This is a genomic window from Streptomyces bottropensis ATCC 25435, from assembly GCF_000383595.1.
Lineage (GTDB): Bacteria > Actinomycetota > Actinomycetes > Streptomycetales > Streptomycetaceae > Streptomyces > Streptomyces bottropensis.
Map to the genome: position 1 here is coordinate 1,569,632 of NZ_KB911581.1, position 17,434 is coordinate 1,587,065.

Here is a 17,434-nt window from a genome sequence, read left to right on the forward strand (position 1 = left end):
GTCCATGGATACGACACAGCTGCAAGGACTCATCGGAACACTGGCCGTCATCGGACTGCTCGTCCTGGTCGCACTGCCCGCGATCGTCGGCGTGGTGCACGACCGGCGCGTCGACCGCCAGCTCAGGCGGGCGCAGGAACGACGGGCGTCGCACCACGTCGCCCGCGCCGCCTGAGCGGCGGCCCGATGCCGCTGATACGTCCCCGGCACGACGACGACCGCGCGGGTCACGCCGGCCGGGGACGAGGTCACACCGCTGACCCGGGCGGCCTAGAAGTCCTCGTCCAGGTCGACCGTGCCCTCCACCGCCACCTGGTATGCCGAGGGACGCCGCTCGAAGAAGTTGGTCAGCTCCTGGACACCCTGTAGCTCCATGAAGGAGAACGGGTTCTCCGAGCCGTAGACCGGCGCGAAACCGAGCCGCGTGAGCCGCTGGTCGGCGACGCACTCCAGGTACTGCCGCATCGACTCGGTGTTCATGCCCGGCAGACCGTCACCGCACAGGTCGCGCCCGAACTGCAGCTCGGCCTCGACGGCCTCCTTGAGCATGTCGGTGACCTGCTGCTGGAGCAGATCGTCGAAGAGGTCCGGCTCCTCCTTGCGGACGGTGTCCACCACCTCGAAGGCGAAGGACATGTGCATGGTCTCGTCGCGGAACACCCAGTTGGTGCCCGTCGCCAGACCGTGCAGCAGCCCCCGGCTGCGGAACCAGTAGACGTACGCGAAGGCGCCGTAGAAGAACAGGCCCTCGATGCAGGCGGCGAAGCAGATCAGGTTGAGCAGGAAGCGGCGGCGGTCGGCCTTGGACTCCAGGCGGTCGAGCTTCTCCACCGAGTCCATCCACTTGAAGCAGAACTCCGCCTTCTCCCGGATGGACGGGATGTTCTCCACCGCCGCGAAGGCCGCCACCCGGTCCGCCGGGTCGGGCAGGTAGGTGTCCAGCAGGGTCAGATAGAACTGGACGTGCACGGCCTCCTCGAACAGCTGGCGGCTCAGATAGAGCCGCGCCTCGGGGGAGTTGATGTGCTTGTAGAGGGTCAGCACGAGGTTGTTCGCCACGATCGAGTCGCCCGTCGCGAAGAACGCGACCAGACGGCCGATCATGTGCTGCTCGCCCTCGGACAGTTTGGCGAGGTCCGCGACGTCCGAGTGGAGGTCGACCTCCTCGACGGTCCAGGTGTTCTTGATCGCGTCCCGGTAGCGCTCGTAGAAGTCCGGGTAGCGCATGGGGCGGAGAGTCAGCTCGAAGCCGGGGTCGAGCAGGTTCTGGTTGCTGGGAATCACTGGCAGGCCTCGCAGGACTCGGGGTTCTCAAGGGAGCAGGCGACGGCCTCTGCGGAGGTGGCCTGTTGGAGGGGGATGTTCGTCTCGGGCTGCCGGGCCTGGCCCTGCGCCGCGCGGGCGATCCGGGTCGCCGGGCGCGAGCGCAGGTAGTACGTGGTCTTCAGACCCGACTTCCAGGCGTACGCGTACATCGAGGAGAGCTTGCCGATGGTCGGCGTCTCCAGGAACAGGTTCAGCGACTGCGACTGGTCCAGATACGGGGTGCGGGCGGCGGCCATGTCGATCAGGCCGCGCTGCGGGATCTCCCAGGCCGTCCGGTACAGGGCCCTGACGTCGGCCGGGATCCACGCGAAGTCCTCCACCGAGCCGCCCGATTCGCGCAGCGCCTCCCGGGTGCGCGCGTCCCAGACGCCCAGTTCCTTCAGGTCCTTCACCAGATACGAGTTGACCTGGAGGAACTCACCGGACAGCGTCTCGCGCTTGAACAGGTTGGACACCTGCGGCTCGATGCACTCGTACACACCGGCGATCGAGGCGATGGTGGCCGTCGGCGCGATGGCGAGGAGCAGCGAGTTGCGCATGCCGGTCGTCGCGACGTGCTCGCGCAGGGCCGCCCAGCGCTCCGGCCAGGCCGGCCGGGCGTCGAAGTGGTCGGGGTGCAGCACACCACGGGCTGTGCGGGTCTTCTCCCAGGCCGGCAGCGGGCCGTTGCGCTCGGCGAGGTCGGCGGAGGCCTCGTAGGCGGCGAGCATGATCCGTTCGGCGATCCGGGTGGACAGTGCCTTCGCCTCGGGGGAGTCGAAGGGCAGGCGCAGCTGGAAGAAGACGTCCTGGAGACCCATCGCGCCGAGGCCGACCGGGCGCCACCTGGCGTTGGAGCGGCCCGCCTGCTCGGTGGGGTAGAAGTTGATGTCGACGACGCGGTCGAGGAAGGTGACGGCGGTGCGGACGGTCTCGTCCAGCCGCTGCCAGTCCATGTCGCCGGCCGCCCGGTCGACGAACGCGCCCAGGTTCACCGAGCCCAGGTTGCAGACCGCCGTCTCCCCGTCGTCCGTGACCTCCAGGATCTCCGTGCAGAGGTTGGAGGAGTGGACGACGTGGCCCGGCTCGGCCGTCTGGTTGGCCGTGCGGTTGGCCGCGTCCTTGAAGGTCATCCAGCCGTTGCCGGTCTGCGCGAGGGTGCGCATCATGCGGCCGTACAGGTCACGGGCGGCGATCGTCTTCCTCGCCAGGCCGTTCGCCTCCGCCTTGCGGTAGGCCGCCTCGAACTCCTCGCCCCACAGGTCGACCAGCTCGGGCACGTCGGCCGGGGAGAACAGCGACCACTGCTCGTCGGCGTTCACCCGGCGCATGAACTCGTCCGGGATCCAGTGCGCCAGGTTCAGGTTGTGCGTACGGCGGGCGTCCTCACCGGTGTTGTCGCGCAGCTCCAGGAACTCCTCGATGTCGGAGTGCCAGGTCTCCAGGTACACCGCGGCCGCGCCCTTGCGCCGGCCGCCCTGGTTCACGGCGGCGACCGAGGCGTCCAGCGTCTTCAGGAACGGAACGATGCCGTTGGAGTGCCCGTTGGTGCCCCGGATCAGTGAACCGCGCGAGCGGATGCGGGAGTAGGACAGCCCGATGCCTCCGGCGTGCTTCGAGAGGCGGGCGACCTGGTGGTAGCGGTCGTAGATGGAGTCCAGCTCGTCCAGCGGGGAGTCGAGGAGGTAGCAGGACGACATCTGGGGGTGGCGGGTGCCGGAGTTGAAGAGTGTGGGGGAGGAGGGGAGGTAGTCGAGGCGGCTCATGAGGCGGTAGAGCGCGGCGACCTCGTCCACGGCCCGCGTGGTGTCGTCCTCGGCCAGGCCGCTCGCCACCCGCAGCATGAAGTGCTGGGGCGTCTCGACGACCTTGCGGGTGAGGGGGTGCCGGAGCAGATAGCGGCTGTGCAGGGTGCGCAGGCCGAAGTAGCCGAAGCGGTCGTCGCCGGCCGGGTCGACCAGGGCGTCGAGACGCTCGGCGTGCACGCGCGCGAACTCCGCGGTGCGGTCGGCGACGAGACCCTCCCGGTGGCCCACGGCGATGGACTCGGTGAACGTGGTGACGCCCTGCGAGGCGGCCTCGTCGCGGATGCCGATGGCCAGCAGCCGCGCGGCGAGCTTCGAGTAGGCGGGGTCCTCGGAGATCAGACCGGCGGCCGCCTCCGTGGCCAGCTCGCGCAGCTCCACGATCATCTCGGCGGAGGCACCGCGTGAGGACCGGCCGCGCAGCGCGGCGGCGGCGACCCGGCCGGGGTCGGCGTCGGGGAGGTCGACGGTCAGCTCGGTCAGGATCCGCAGCAACGCGGAACCGGGACTGTCGCTCCCCGTCGCCGGGTCGGCTGAAGCCAGGTCGGCTGAAACCGGGTCGGCTGGCGCGATGGTCACGTGGGGGCTCTCCCTCGCTCGGCAAGAGGCCTGGCGGAGGGCAGGCGGCAGCTCACGAGCGCACGGGGGCGTCGCGTCCACCGGCCCATTCCACGAGGCCCGGACGTCAGGCACCCGGACCGGACGGCCGGGCGCGCTGTCGACAGGTGTTCGGACTGAACAGGCGTGCGCGAAAGGGCATGAACGCACGCGAGTACACCGTTGCGGGACAGTTCCGGATTCGCACCGGATTCCCCTGTGGTGACAGCGAGCATGAGCATACATCTAGTGCCGGTGCGCGGTGTCACCCCCACATGTTGTGTCGCATTCGGCTGCGCAGGGTGTCGGAGCGTCAACTCATAGGTGATCGAGTGATGTCGGGGGCCTCGGGGAGGGGGCTCCGTTCGCGCTCGGGTGTGCGGGTGAAGCCCAGGCGTTCGTAGAGGCGATGACCTCTCCCGCGTAAGTGATCGTGATGTCCATGCGTCGCAGTGTGCATCAGGAGCGTCTTGGCGCGGCCCGGGTTGTCCACAACGGCTGCCGTTTGTCGGATGATCCGATCCGGCGGCCCATGGCGCCCGGTCGGGACGGGACGAGCCGGTCAGGCCACCGCAGGCCAAAGCGGCAGCGTCGCCACGAAGTCCTCGCTGAAGTCGCGGGTGCCCGGACCCAGGGCCACGCGGCCGGTGGCGCGGAGGCGGGCGGTCAGGGCGGGGGACTCGGAGTAGTGGACGCGCCGGGCGGTGGCCGGCACGAACACGGTCTGACCCCGGGTGAGTTCGCTCGCGCATTCGACGACGACGGCGCCCTCGGCGGCCGCCACGAACGCCTCGTCCCCGCACACCCCCACGGCCAGCGGATCGTGCAGCGGACAGGTGCCGTCTCCGCCGTGGCGGGTGTAGGCGTCCATGTACGTGCGCATCAGCCGGGCGGCGAGGGCCGTGCCCGGGCCCGCCGCCTCCAGCGCGGCGAGGTCGGCGGGGCGGAACAGCCAGCGGTGCGAGGCGTCCAGGTCGACCATGGTGAACGGGATGCCGGAGGAGAGCACGATCTCGGCCGCGTCGGGGTCGGCCCAGATGTTGAACTCGGCGACCGGGGTGATGTTTCCCGGCACCTGGGCGGCGCCGCCCATGAACACGAATCTGGCGACGCGGTGGGCGAAGCGGGGGTCTTCGAGCAGTGCGACGGCGATGTTCGTGAGGGGGCCGGTGGCGCACACCGTCAGCTCGCCCTCGTACTCCCGGGAGAGGCGGAGCAGGGCCTGTGCGGACGACTCCGTCGGGTGCGGGGCCGTGGAGTCGGGCAGTGTCTCGTCGCCGAGGCCTGCCGGGCCGTGGAAGGCGGACGCCTCTCGGTAGGGGAGGGAGGAGAGGGGGCGGCCGGTGCCTCGGTGCACGGGGATGTCGCCGTCGATGCGGAGGGCTCGGGAGAGGGCTCGGGCGTTGGCGTAGGTCGCTTCGGCGGGGAGGTTGCCCCCTACCGAGGTGTAGGCCTTGAGGTCCCACAGGCCTGTGCCGAGGAGGTACTGCAGGGCTACGGCGTCGTCGATACCGGGGTCGCTGTCCAGGACGATCGGTGCGCGAACGGTCACGTCGTCAGCGTAGCGGGGTGTTGTGCGCCCCCGCGGCTCCTACCCGTCCCCTGACCAGGGGCGCTGCCCCTTCGACCCCGAGAGGGTGAGTTCCACGGGTGCGGGTCGGGTGCGGGTCGGGTGGGGGGTGCGGGTCGGGGGGCTCGCGCAGTTCCCCGCGCCCCTGAAAAGCCAGGCCCCGCGGGCCGGGGGCGAAAGACAGACCTTCCCGCCCCGGACCCCCGTCCCGGACCCCCGTCCCGGCCTAGTGGCTCGTCCCCGCCGTCGCCGGAGGCAGTTCCACCTGGACGCCTCGGTCGCCCGCGTCCGCCGTGTAGTCCTCGGGGCTGGTCTCGTCGATGCCGTCGGGGGCGTTGAACGCGCGCAGGGCGAAGGTGAGGACCACCGTGACCACGACGTTCAGGACGAAGGCGGTCAGGCCGATGTAGCCGATCTCGCCGATGCCGGGGATCTCCGCGGACGAGCCGCCGAAGTGCTTCTGCGTGGGGGAGGCCACGCCGTACGCGGCGATCGTCCCGTACAGCATGCCGACGGCCCAGCCCGCGAGCAGGGCCCAGCGATGGCACCAGCGGGTGAACAGGCCGCCCACGAGCGCCGGGAAGGTCTGGAGGATCCAGATGCCGCCGAGGAGCTGGAAGTTGATGGCGACGGTCTTGTCCATGGTGAGGACGAAGGCCAGGGCGCCCACCTTCACCAGCAGGGACACCAGCTTGGAGACCTTGGTCTCCTGCGCGGGTGTGGCGTCCGGCTTGATGAAGTCCTTGTAGATGTTGCGGGTGAAGAGGTTCGCCGCCGCGATGGACATGATCGCCGCGGGGACCAGCGCGCCGATGCCGATGGCCGCGAAGGCCACGCCCGCGAACCAGTCGGGGAACATCGTCTCGAACAGCTGCGGGATCGCCAGCTGGCCGTTCTGCACCTGGATGCCGGCCGCGATCGCCATGAAGCCCAGCAGCGCGAGCAGGCCCAGCATCAGCGAGTACAGCGGCAGGATCGTCGTGTTGCGGCGGATGACCTCGCGGCTCCTGGACGACAGCGTCGCCGTGATCGAGTGCGGGTACATGAAGAGCGCCAACGCGGAGCCGAGGGCCAGCGTCGCGTACGTCCACTGGTTGGCGTCGCCGGGGACGAGGGCCCCGCGGGGTTTGTCCGTGGCCGGGTTGGTCTGGCTGTACGCCTCGCCGGCCTTGGCGAAGATGTCGTCGAAGCCGCCGAGCTTGATCGGGATGTAGATGATCGCCACCGCGATGACGAGGTAGATCAGGGTGTCCTTCACGAACGCGATCAGGGCGGGCGCCCGGAGGCCGGAGGAGTAGGTGTAGGCCGCCAGGACGCCGAACGCGATCAGCAGCGGCAGGTCCTTGACGAACCAGTTCGTGTTCTCGCCGCCGCCCACCCCCATCACGTCCAGTACGGCCTGGATGCCGACGAGTTGAAGGGCGATGTACGGCATCGTCGCCAGGATGCCGGTGAGGGCCACCGCCAGCGACAGGCCCTTGGACCCGAAGCGGCCGCGCACGAAGTCCGAGGTCGTCACGTAGCCGTGCCTGTGGGAGACCGACCACAGCCGGGGCAGGAACGTGAAGATCAGCGGGTAGACCAGGATCGTGTACGGCACGGCGAAGAAGCCGGCCGCGCCCGCCGCGTAGATCGCCGCGGGGACGGCGACGAAGGTGTACGCCGTGTAGAGGTCACCGCCGAGCAGGAACCAGGTGACCCAGGTGCCGAACGACCGGCCGCCGAGGCCCCATTCGTCGAGGCTGTGCTCGTTCTCGGCCTTGCGCCAGCGCGCGGCCAGGAAGCCCATGACCGTGACGGCCAGGAAGAAGAAGATGAAGACGGCGAGTGCCACGCCGTTCACGCCGTCCTTCACTTCGCGACACCCCCGTCCCGCGTCTCGGACCTGCGGGCGCGCTGGTCACGCTGCCACAGCACGTACGCGGTGGCCGTGAGCGCGGTGGAGACGAGCACCCAGGCCATCTGGTACCAGTAGAAGAACGGGATGCCGATGAACGCCGGGTCCGCCTTCGCGTACGAGCCGACCCAGAGCATCGCCACGAACGGGGCGAGCAGACACAGGGCGATGACGACTCTGACAGGTGTCACCACCGGTGGTCCCACTTCAGGCGCTTCTGACATGTCCCGGTTCCGTCCCCTCGCTGGTCGCCATTGATCGCCACTGATCACGTGCTCGACGCGCAGGAAATGTAAGGGACAGGTTCCGTCCTCCGGAACCCCTTGTCCGGATAACGGATGCGGAGGTTGTGTGTTCAGCGGCGGCGGAACTGCTGGCCGGGGCCCGTTTCCTGGCGATCCGTCCGCGGGCGCTCGGACTCCCCTCGGGGAGCGACACCACCGTGCCGGGATCGCGCGCGGGCATACGCACAGCGGGGCCTCCGTGTCGGTGGGGCGACGCAAGGACCGTAGAACAGGAGCGGCGATCGCGCCACACCACGTGCACCACACGCGCGCGGCGGGGCACCACCGGTCACGCGCGCCGGCGGGCCCCGAGAGGCTCAGCCACGCGGGCGCCCCGCAAGGCTCAGCCACCGCGGCCGCCCCGACCGGCTCAGTCCTGCGGGCGCTTGAGCCTCGCCACGAACTTGTAGCGGTCGCCCCGGTACACCGACCGCACCCACTCCACCGGCTGGCCCTCCATGTCCAGCGAGTGCCGGGAGAGCATCAGCATCGGCAGGCCGACGTCCGTGCCCAGCAGGCCGGCCTCGCGCGGGGTGGCCAGCGAGGTCTCGATGGTCTCCTCGGCCTCGGCGAGACGGACGTCGTACACCTCGGCGAGCGCGGTGTAGAGGGAGGTGTACTTGACCAGTGACCTGCGCAGGGCCGGAAAACGCTTGGCGCTCAGGTGGGTCGTCTCGATCGCCATCGGCTCGCCGTTGGCCATGCGGAGGCGCTCGATGCGCAGGACCCGGCCGCCGGCGGTGATGTCGAGCTGCCCCGCGAGCGTGTCGTCGGCGGTGATGTAGCCGATGTCGAGCAGCTGGGACGTCGGTTCGAGGCCCTGGGCGCGCATGTCCTCGGTGTACGAGGTGAGTTGCAGCGCCTGGGAGACCTTCGGCTTCGCGACGAACGTGCCCTTGCCCTGGATGCGCTCCAGCCGCCCCTCGACCACCAGCTCCTGCAGCGCCTGCCGCACGGTCGTGCGCGAGGTGTCGAACTCGGCGGCGAGGGTGCGCTCCGGCGGCACCGGCGTGCCGGGCGGAAGCGTCTCGGTCATGTCGAGCAGGTGCTTCTTCAGGCGGTAGTACTTGGGCACGCGTGCGGTACGGACGGTCGCCCCGTTCTCGTTCTCCGCACTGCTGACGTCGGTGCTCATGCTCCGCCTTCCCGGTCTTCGTGGCGTGATCCCTCTGTATACCCCTGCGGGCCCCGCTGGTCTAGTCCACGAAGGAGTCCTGGCTGGTCCACTCCGCAGCGGTGCAGTGGTCTACCCGGAGAGTGTGGCTCAAGTGGCGCTGTTTTCGCTGGCTTATTACATAAAGGTTCCTGCATATGTAGGTCGCATAACGGCTGGTGAGAGGGGGTTCGAGCACTCTTGACACGGCGAATGGTCTGAGCCAAGCTCCGCCTACTGGTCTACACCATTGGTCCAGGTCCTGGCCCCAGGGGCGGTACGTCCTGTCACCGCGGGGAGCAGGGGGGTTTGTGGCATCCCTGAGCAAGGGCATCCCTGAGGAGGGTGGCGTGAAGAGGAAGCTGACGACCGCGATCTGTGTCGCGGGCATGATGGTCTCCATCGCGGCGTGCGGGGGCGGCGAGAAGAAGAGCTCGGACACCGGCGCCGACACCAAGGAGCTGACGGTCTGGCTCACGGTGGACGCGCAGAACAACTGGCCCGAGCTGGTCAAGGCCGCCGACGCGGCGATCGAGAAGAAGCACCCCGGCATCACCATCACGCACGAGTACTACGGGTGGCCCGACAAGAACGCCAAGCTCGACGCCGTCCTCGCCACCGACAAGGCCCCCGACGTGGTCGAGATGGGCAACACGGAGATGCTCGCCTACATGGTCAAGGGTGCCTTCGCCCCCCTCGACGCGGCGAAGTTCGACAACGCGGACGCCTGGCTCGACGGCCTCAAGGCCTCCGTCACCTACGAGGGCAAGACCTACGGCGTCCCGTACTACGCCGGTGGCCGCGTCGCCAACTGGCGCAAGGACGTCTTCGCCGCCGCCGGCGTCAAGTCCCCGCCGAAGACGTACGCCGAACTCACCGCCGCCCTCGACAAGGTGCAGAAGAAGAAGGGCGACAAGTTCAGCGCCTGGTACCAGCCCACCCGCGACTGGTACGCGGCCATGTCCTTCGTGTACGACGCCGGCGGCTCCATCGCCGTCGAGTCCGGCGGCACGTGGAAGGCCAACCTCTCCTCGCCCGAATCCCTCAAGGGGCTCGGCGAGTTCAAGAACGTCGTCGACAAGTACATGCACGGCGACAAGACCAAGGACGAGTCCGACCGGTACATCGTCTACGGGCAGGGCAAGTCCGGCATGATCTTCGCCCCCGCCTGGGAGGGCGCGACCGCCGCGGCCAAGGAGAACGACAAGACCGGCAAGCTCGAAGGCAACGTCGAGAACTTCGTGATGCCCGGCCCGTCCGGCAAGAACCTGCCCGTCTTCCTCGGCGGCAGCGACCTCGCCGTCCCGGTGAAGTCCGACGCGCAGACCGTCGCCGCCGAGTGGATCAACGCCTTCACCGGGCCCGCCGGTCAGAAGGGGCTGATGGAGAAGGGCAACCTGCCCAACAACAAGACCGACCTCGCCACGCTGAAGGACGACCCGGCGACGGCGGTTCCGGCCACCGCGGCCGAGTCCAACTGGTTCGTCCCGATGGCGCCCGGCTGGGGACAGGTCGAGAAGGCCCAGATCCTGCAGACGATGCTGCAGTCCATCGGCACCGGCAAGAAGTCGGTCGAGGAGGCCGCGAAGGAAGCGGACGCCGAGATCGACAAGGTCATCAACAACGAGTGACGGTGACCCGTCGGTCGGGGCCCGGCCGTGGTGGCCGGGCCCGGCCGGGGGTGCCCTGGTGGTCGCCGGTGGGGGACACCGGGTTGGCCGCCGGCCGAAGACATCAGGTCGCCCGGTTGGAGACATCGGGCCGGCCGGTCGAAGACATCAGGTCCGCCGGTTGCAGACACCGGGTCGACCGGTTGCAGACACCGGTTCGGCCGGTGGGTGATCTACGAAAGTGCCGCGACGGGGTGTCGGTTCGGTGCCGGTGCGTCGTGGCTGGTCGCGCAGTTTCCCGCGCCCCTTCGGGGTCGCTGCTGCCGGCCCCTCCTTCATCTGCTTAGGAGTGCGCGATGAGTGCCGCAGACACGACCGCCCCCGCGAAGGTGCCGCCCGCGCGGCCGGCGCCGCCCGCGCCACCTCCGCCGGTGGTCACCGGGCGTTCGGCCAGACGTTCGACCGGGGGAGCCGCGGTCCCCTGGGCCCTCCTCGCCCCCTGCCTGCTGATTCTCGCCGTCGTCCTCGGCTACCCGCTGGTCCGCCTCGTCACCCTGTCCTTCCAGGAGTTCGGCCAGTCCCAGCTGTGGGGGTTCAAGCCCGCCGAGTCGGTCGGGTTCGACAACTTCTCCAAGGTGCTGGGGGACGGCGAGTTCTGGTCGGTGGTCGTCCGGACCATCGTCTTCGCCGCCGCCTGCGTCGTGTTCACGATGGTCATCGGCATGGCGGTCGCCCTGCTGCTCCAGCGCGTCTCCGGCTGGGTCAAGACGCTCGTCAACATCGCGCTCGTGGCGAGCTGGGGCATGCCCATCATCGTCGCCACCACCGTCTTCAAGTGGTTGTTCGACTCCGACTACGGCATCTTCAACGCCCTCCTCAGCAAGCTCCCCGGCGTCGACATGATCGGCCACAACTGGTTCGCCAGTGGCCCCGAGGGCCTGGCCGTCATCACGCTCCTCGTGGTGTGGGGCGCCGTGCCGTTCGTCGTCATCACCCTCAGCGCCGGACTCACCCAGGTGCCCAAGGAGTTGGAGGAGGCCGCCCGCCTCGACGGCGCCGGCGCGTGGGGCGTGTTCCGCTACGTCACGCTCCCCATCCTCAAACCCATCATCGTGATGCTCACGACCCTCTCCGTCATCTGGGACGTGGGCGTCTTCCCCCAGGTCTTCGTCATGCGGGGCGGCCACCCGGAGGCCGAGTTCCAGCTGCTCACGACCTACTCGTACGACAGGGCGTTCGTGGTCAACGACTACGCGCAGGGCTCGGCCATCGCACTGCTGACCGTGCTGCTGCTGCTCGGCGTGATCGGTGTCTACATGCGCCAGATGCTGAAGATCGGAGAGGTCGAATGAGCGGCACGAGCGCGATCGCCACCACGAAGGGCCGCTCCGGCCCCCGGAAGCCGAAGCTCGGCTGGAACCTCCTCGGGCTGTTCGTCTTCGTCACCGCGGGCTTCCCCGTCTACTGGATGCTCAACACGGCGTTCAAGCCCGCCAAGGACGCGATCGACCCCGACCCCAGCCTGCTGCCGACGTCGATCACCTTCGCCAACTTCGGCCGGGCGCTGGACATCGCCGACTTCTGGGGTCCGGTCGGGCGCAGCCTCATCGTGTCCCTGACCGTGGTCGTGATCGGCATCGTCGTGGGCATGCTGGCCGCCCTCGCCATCTCCCGGTTCGCCTTCCGCGGCCGCAAGGTGGTCATCGTCGGCATCCTGGCGGTGCAGATGGTCCCGCTGGTCGCGATGATCATCCCGGTCTTCCTGCTCCTGAACGACCTCGGCCAGTACGACCGCCTCACCGGTCTGATCATCACCTACCTGACGTTCATCCTCCCGTTCACGGTGTGGACCCTGCGCGGCTTCATCGTCAACATCCCGCGCGAACTGGAGGAGGCGGCCATGGTCGACGGCTGCTCCCGCACCACCGCCTTCCTGCGCGTCGTGTTCCCGCTGCTCGCGCCGGGCATGGTGGCGACCTCGGTCTACGGCTTCATCCAGGCGTGGAACGAGTACCTCTACGCCCTGATGCTGATGAGCCAGCAGAACCAGACCGCGACCGTCTGGCTCGGCAACTTCACCACCAAGCACGGCACCGAATACGCCCCGATGATGGCCGGCTCCACCATGATGGCCGTGCCGATCGTCGTCCTCTTCCTCCTCGTCCAGCGCAAGATGGCCGCGGGCCTCACCGCGGGCGCCGTGAAGGGATAACCGCCCCGATGACGACATTCGCCACCGGCTCGCCCGGCTCGCCCTCCGGACAGGACGGCCTCGCGCGCGACGCGCTGACGGTTCTGCAGCCCGGTTTCACGGGCACCACCGCCCCCGACTGGCTGCTGCGCCGCCTCGGCGAGGGCCTCGCCTCCGTCGGTCTCTTCGGCCGCAACATCACCTCGCCCGGACAGCTGGCGGCCCTCACCGCCCAGTTGCGCGCCGAGCACGAGGACGTGCTGGTCGCGATCGACGAGGAGGGCGGCGACGTCACGCGCCTGGAGGTGCGCACCGGCTCCTCCTTCCCGGGCAACCACGCCCTGGGCGCGGTCGACGACGTGGACCTGACCAGGGACGTCGCCTTCGCCCTCGGCCGCCGCCTCGCGGAGTGCGGCGTGAACCTCAACTGGGCCCCCTCGGCCGACGTGAACGCCAACCCGTCCAACCCGGTCATCGGGGTCCGCTCCTTCGGCGCCGATCCCGGCCTGGTCGCCCGCCACACGGCCGCCTACGTCACCGGCCTCCAGAACGCGGGCGTCGCCGCCTGCACCAAGCACTTCCCGGGCCACGGCGACACCGCCGTCGACTCCCACCACTTCCTGCCCCGGATCGACGCGGACCGCTCGCTCGTGGACTCCCGGGACCTGGCCCCCTTCCGCGCCGCCATGGCCGCCGGTTCGCGCGCGATGATGAGCGCCCACATCCTGGTCCCGGCCCTGGACCCCGACCTTCCGGCGACGCTGTCCCACGGCATCCTCACCGGCCTCCTCCGCGGCGAACTCGGCTACGACGGGCTCATCGTCACCGACGGCATGGAGATGCGGGCCATCGCGGACACCTACGGCATCGAACGCGGCAGCGTGCTCGCCCTGGCCGCGGGCGCCGACGCCATCTGTGTCGGCGGCGGCCTCGCCGACGAGGAGACCGTCCGCCGTCTGCGCGACGCCCTCGTCACGGCGGTCCGCGACGGCGACCTCGCCGAGGAACGCCTGGCGGACGCGGCGAGGCGGGTCCGGTCCCTGGCGAAGTGGACCCGGTCGGCGGCCGGGGGAACGGGAGACGGCGGTGGCGGTCCCGAGACCGACGCCACCGGGGATGTCGGTCTCGTGGCCGCCCGCCGCGCCCTGACCACCACCCGCGCCCGGCCCTACGAACCGCCGACCCAGTCCCTCTACGTCGCGGCCTTCACCCCGGTCGCGAACATCGCGGTGGGCGACGAGACCCCGTGGGGCGTCGGGGCGGAACTGGCCCGCCTCCTTCCCGGCACCGAGACGGGCACCTTCGCCGGCGACAGCGCCGGAGCCTCGGCCCTGTCGGTCGCCGGCACCCGCCGCGTCGTCGCCGTCGTCCGCGACGAACACCGTCACCCGTGGATGACCGCGGCCCTCGACCTGCTCCTCGCCACCCGCCCCGACACGATCGTCGTGGAGATGGGCATCCCGCAGGCCCCGCCCCGGGGCGCCCTCCACATCGCGACCCACGGCGCGGCGCGGGTCTGCGGAAGGGCGGCGGCCGAGGTCATCGCCGGGACGCGCTAGAGACTCCCGGCGAACCCCCACGCACAAAGGCGCCACAGCCCCCACCGGGCCGTGGCGCCGTCGCGTATCCCCGCCGCCTAGATCCCCTGCCAGTCGGGCTTGTTGTCGAACGTGTGCCGGAAGTAGTCCGCCAGCTTCAGCTTCGACGCGGCGCCCTCGTCCACCACGACCGTCGCGTGGCGATGGAGCTGCAGCGCCGAGGCCGGGCAGACCGCCGCCACCGGCCCCTCCACGGTCGCCGCGACGGCGTCGGCCTTGCCCTCGCCCGTGGCGAGCAGTACCAGGTGCCGTGCTTCCAGGATCGTGCCGATGCCCTGGGTGATGACGTGGTGCGGCACCTGCTCGATGTCGCCGCCGAAGAACCGCGCGTTGTCGATCCGGGTCTGCTGGGTGAGCGTCTTGATCCGCGTCCGGGAGGCGAGTGAGGAGCACGGCTCGTTGAACCCGATGTGGCCGTCGGTCCCGATGCCGAGCAGTTGCAGATCCACACCCCCGGCCTCGGCCAGCGCCCTGTCGTACGCCTCGCACGCCCCCGTCACGTCCTCGGCGGTCCCGTCGGGCCCGATGAACGCGTCCGGATCCAGTCCCAGCGGCTCCAGCACCTCCCGCCGCAGCACCGAGCGGTACGACTCGGGGTGCTCGGCCGGCAGACCCACGTACTCGTCGAGCTGGGCGACCCGCGCCCGGGAGGCGTCCACGGCACCGGATCGCACCTTCGCCGTGAGTGCCGTGTAGACGGGCAGCGGGGTCGAGCCCGTGGCCACCCCGAGGAGCGCCTCGGGCTTGCGCCGGAGCAACTGCGCCATCGCCTCGGCTATGAGTTCGCCACCCGCCTTGGCATCCGGAACGATGACAACTTCCACGCTGGGCCTGCCGATCTGGAAAGAAGGACTCAAGGGGACCCGACCCGGAGCGGCCAGGTAGCCTCGTATGTGGTGTAGACCAATCTAGCAGGGGAGTCCCCGACGCCACAGGGGTCGGCCGGGCAGGGACGTGAGGCGGCCACCACGGTCGCCACCGTCGTCCGGCGTTCCGGCCCGCCTCCGGCCGGAAGCGGGCTACTCTGCGTGTGGGGCGTCGGCGGATGTCGGACAATGGAACAACAACAAACATCCGCCAACGCATGGACACACGCAGTGGTCTAGTCAACAATGCGTGGGTAGGCAGGTGATCGATCAACGGCTCCGGCCGCCGACGATCGCCCGTCAAGAAGTAGAAGCCTCCGTCTTCCCCGCACAGGAAGGCGGACCGAGGACCCGGCGCTCTCTGCCCTGACTGCTCCGGATCCTCGCCTTCGGCCGACTGGGACCGCACACCCCACGGCCGATGTTGCTCCGGGCTGCGGTGCCGGGAGGGTTGAGGGTCCCTCTCAGGCGCCGCGGCCCGCGGGTGTTTCCGGGGCCGACCACGACGGCCACCGGCCCTTTCCGGTCATCTTCGTACCGCCAGGTACGCTCGCACACGTGCCCTCCATGAACGAACTCGTCCGCCAGCACACCGCTCTCAGCGACTCCGACCTGGAGTGGCTGCATCTGCTGGTGTCGGAGTGGCAGCTGCTGTCCGACCTCTCCTTCGCCGACCTGGTCCTGTGGGTCCCCACGCGCGACGGCACCCGCTATGTCTCCGTGGCCCAGATGCGCCCCAACACCGGCCCCACCTCCTACCAGGACGACATGGTCGGCCACCTGGTCCCCCGAGGTCGCCGCCCTCTGCTGGACGCCGCCCACGACGAGGGCCGCATCGTCCGCGAGGGCGACCCCGAGTGGCGGGAGGAGGTGCCCGTACGGGTCGAGTCCATCCCCGTGCGCAGGGAGGGGCGGGTGCTCGGCGTCATCGCGCGCAACACCAATCTGCTGACCGTGCGTACCCCCAGCCGGCTGGAGCTGACGTATCTCCAGAGCGCCTCCGACCTGGCCCAGATGATCGCCGGGGGCGCGTTCCCGTTCCCCGACCAGCAGGTCGACATGGATGCCTCGCCGCGCGTCGGCGACGGCCTCATCAGGCTCGACGCCGACGGGATCGTCCAGTACGCCTCGCCGAACGCCCTCTCGGCCTACCACCGCCTCGGCCTCGCCACCGATCTCGTCGGCTGCCATCTCGGCCGGACGACCGCCGAACTCGCCCCCTCCCGGGGCCCGGTGGACGAGGCGCTGGCCAAGGTGGCGAGCGGATGGGCGCCCCGTGAGTTCGAGATCGAGTCCGTGGAAGGTGTGATCCAGTTCCGGGCGATCCCCCTCAAGCCCAAGGGGCCGCGCATCGGTTCGCTGGTGCTGCTGCGGGACGTGACGGAACTGCGGCGGCGCGAGCGTGAGTTGATCACCAAGGACGCGACCATCCGGGAGATCCACCACCGGGTGAAGAACAACCTCCAGACCGTCGCCGCGCTGCTGCGCCTCCAGGCGCGGCGCATCGAGTCCGAGCGGGGCCGCGAGGCACTGGAGGAGGCGGTGCGACGGGTCGGATCGATCGCGATCGTCCATGAGACGCTGTCCCAGAACCTGGACGAGCGGGTGGAGTTCGACGAGATCGCCGACCGGGTGCTCGCCATGGTCGCCGAGATCTCACCGGGCAAGGTCGTCGGCCGGCGCACCGGACGCTTCGGCATCCTGGACGCGGAGGTCGCGACCCCGCTCTCGATGGTCCTCACCGAGATCCTGCAGAACGCCCTCGAACACGGTTTCCGTGAGGGCGACACCGGCACCGTCGAGGTCTCGGCCGTGCGCGGCGGCACCAGCAAGGAGACCCGCCTCCTCGTCACCGTCCAGGACGACGGCGTCGGCCTCCCCGAGGGCTTCGACCCGCACCGCTCCGGCAACCTCGGCCTGCAGATCGTACGGACGCTGGTCGAGGGCGAGTTGGGCGGCACGTTCGACATGGTCCCCGCTCCGGAGCGGGGCACCCAGGTGATCCTGGACCTCCCCGTGCGGGCCCAGAAGTAGCGGCGGACACGACAGCCACGCACACGACAGCCACGCACACGAAAGCCGCGATCGCCGTGACGACCGCGGCCTTCCTGCGGCGAACAGCACAGAGCCCCGGACCACCATGTGGTCCAGGGCTCGGGCTCGTGGCTGATTAAGCGCACCGGGGGTACTGCGCGCTGCGGCTCGGGGGCGGGAGAAGCGCACTCGCTGTGCGCGCCGCCAAGCTCAGGCTATTGCTGGGTGGGATGTCAGGCGGATGCCTGACGGGCCCGGTTGCGGGCGGCGCGGCGCTTCATGGCGCGGCGCTCGTCCTCGCTGAGACCACCCCAGACGCCGGAGTCCTGGCCGGACTCAAGCGCCCACTGCAGACACTGCTCGATAACAGGGCAGCGACGGCAGACAGCCTTGGCTTCCTCGATCTGCAGCAGCGCAGGACCGGTGTTGCCGATGGGGAAGAAGAGCTCGGGGTCTTCCTCGCGGCAAACGGCGTTGTGACGCCAGTCCATGGCTGCTACCTCTCCTTGGGTATTACTTGCACG

Annotated in this window: 14 protein-coding genes, 1 pseudogene and 1 riboswitch; of the genes and pseudogenes, 6 read left to right on the plus strand and 9 right to left on the minus strand. The window is 69.8% G+C overall.

The genetic code is table 11. From position 1 onward, the window contains the following. Positions 1-4 precede the first annotated feature (4 nt). Positions 5-175 (plus strand): hypothetical protein, encoded by a 171-nt coding sequence (locus STRBO_RS43680; RefSeq protein ID WP_020113988.1) that lies wholly within the window; start codon positions 5-7, stop codon positions 173-175. A gap of 95 nt (positions 176-270) precedes the next feature. On the opposite strand, the gene STRBO_RS0107090 is transcribed toward STRBO_RS43680, so the two are convergent. The 7 genes and pseudogenes from STRBO_RS0107090 to STRBO_RS0107115 form a co-directional block, all read right to left on the minus strand. Next, positions 271-1,227 carry a ribonucleotide-diphosphate reductase subunit beta gene (locus tag STRBO_RS0107090; RefSeq protein ID WP_237547613.1) on the minus strand — a complete coding sequence of 319 codons (957 nt, stop codon included), beginning with the start codon at positions 1,225-1,227 and terminating at the stop codon, positions 271-273. A 53-nt stretch (positions 1,228-1,280) separates the two neighbouring features. Continuing rightward, a complete protein-coding gene (locus tag STRBO_RS0107095) occupies positions 1,281-3,689 on the minus strand; it encodes a ribonucleoside-diphosphate reductase subunit alpha (RefSeq protein ID WP_028796520.1) in 2,409 nt (802 codons plus the stop codon). Between the two features lie 145 nt (positions 3,690-3,834). Further along, a riboswitch (cobalamin riboswitch) is annotated at positions 3,835-3,924 on the minus strand. A gap of 91 nt (positions 3,925-4,015) precedes the next feature. Next, positions 4,016-4,119: pseudogene (locus STRBO_RS44460) on the minus strand (GNAT family N-acetyltransferase); the annotation flags it as partial. A gap of 150 nt (positions 4,120-4,269) precedes the next feature. After that, complete coding sequence (locus STRBO_RS0107100; RefSeq protein ID WP_005480430.1) at positions 4,270-5,259, minus strand: nucleoside hydrolase; 990 nt, start codon at positions 5,257-5,259, stop codon at positions 4,270-4,272. A 244-nt stretch (positions 5,260-5,503) separates the two neighbouring features. Beyond that, a complete protein-coding gene (mctP, locus tag STRBO_RS0107105) occupies positions 5,504-7,132 on the minus strand; it encodes a monocarboxylate uptake permease MctP (protein WP_005480429.1) in 1,629 nt (542 codons plus the stop codon). After that, complete coding sequence (locus tag STRBO_RS0107110) at positions 7,129-7,398, minus strand: DUF3311 domain-containing protein (RefSeq protein ID WP_005480428.1); 270 nt, start codon at positions 7,396-7,398, stop codon at positions 7,129-7,131. The genes mctP and STRBO_RS0107110 overlap by 4 nt, the downstream gene beginning before the upstream one ends. 430 nt (positions 7,399-7,828) lie before the next feature. Continuing rightward, positions 7,829-8,593 carry a GntR family transcriptional regulator gene (locus STRBO_RS0107115; protein ID WP_005480427.1) on the minus strand — a complete coding sequence of 255 codons (765 nt, stop codon included), beginning with the start codon at positions 8,591-8,593 and terminating at the stop codon, positions 7,829-7,831. 368 nt (positions 8,594-8,961) lie between these two features. Between STRBO_RS0107115 and STRBO_RS0107120 the strand changes: the two genes are divergently transcribed. The 4 genes from STRBO_RS0107120 to STRBO_RS0107135 all read left to right on the plus strand — a co-directional run bounded on the left by STRBO_RS0107120 (position 8,962) and on the right by STRBO_RS0107135 (position 13,971). Next, positions 8,962-10,242: an extracellular solute-binding protein gene (locus tag STRBO_RS0107120; RefSeq protein ID WP_020113990.1), complete on the plus strand. Its 1,281-nt coding sequence runs from the start codon at positions 8,962-8,964 to the stop codon at positions 10,240-10,242. 335 nt (positions 10,243-10,577) lie between these two features. Next, positions 10,578-11,573, plus strand: coding sequence for a carbohydrate ABC transporter permease (locus STRBO_RS0107125; RefSeq protein ID WP_020113991.1), 996 nt, complete (start codon positions 10,578-10,580; stop codon positions 11,571-11,573). Beyond that, positions 11,570-12,433: a carbohydrate ABC transporter permease gene (locus tag STRBO_RS0107130; protein ID WP_005480422.1), complete on the plus strand. Its 864-nt coding sequence runs from the start codon at positions 11,570-11,572 to the stop codon at positions 12,431-12,433. Before STRBO_RS0107125 ends, STRBO_RS0107130 begins: the two co-directional genes overlap by 4 nt. 8 nt (positions 12,434-12,441) lie before the next feature. Then, on the plus strand, positions 12,442-13,971 hold the full coding sequence (locus STRBO_RS0107135) for a glycoside hydrolase family 3 protein (RefSeq protein ID WP_005480421.1): 1,530 nt from the start codon (positions 12,442-12,444) through the stop codon (positions 13,969-13,971). 77 nt (positions 13,972-14,048) lie between these two features. On the opposite strand, the gene nagB is transcribed toward STRBO_RS0107135, so the two are convergent. Then, entirely contained in the window at positions 14,049-14,834 is a 786-nt protein-coding gene (nagB, locus tag STRBO_RS0107140; RefSeq protein ID WP_005480416.1) for a glucosamine-6-phosphate deaminase, read from the minus strand. Positions 14,835-15,443: 609 nt separating this feature from the next. Here nagB and STRBO_RS0107145 point away from each other — a divergent pair. After that, entirely contained in the window at positions 15,444-16,910 is a 1,467-nt protein-coding gene (locus STRBO_RS0107145) for a sensor histidine kinase (RefSeq protein ID WP_005480415.1), read from the plus strand. Positions 16,911-17,143: 233 nt separating this feature from the next. Here the strand turns inward: STRBO_RS0107145 and STRBO_RS0107150 are convergent, their stop codons facing one another. Beyond that, the gene (locus STRBO_RS0107150) at positions 17,144-17,401 is read right to left on the minus strand and encodes a WhiB family transcriptional regulator (protein WP_003992873.1); all 258 of its coding nucleotides are present in this window, start codon (positions 17,399-17,401) and stop codon (positions 17,144-17,146) included. Positions 17,402-17,434 lie beyond the last annotated feature (33 nt).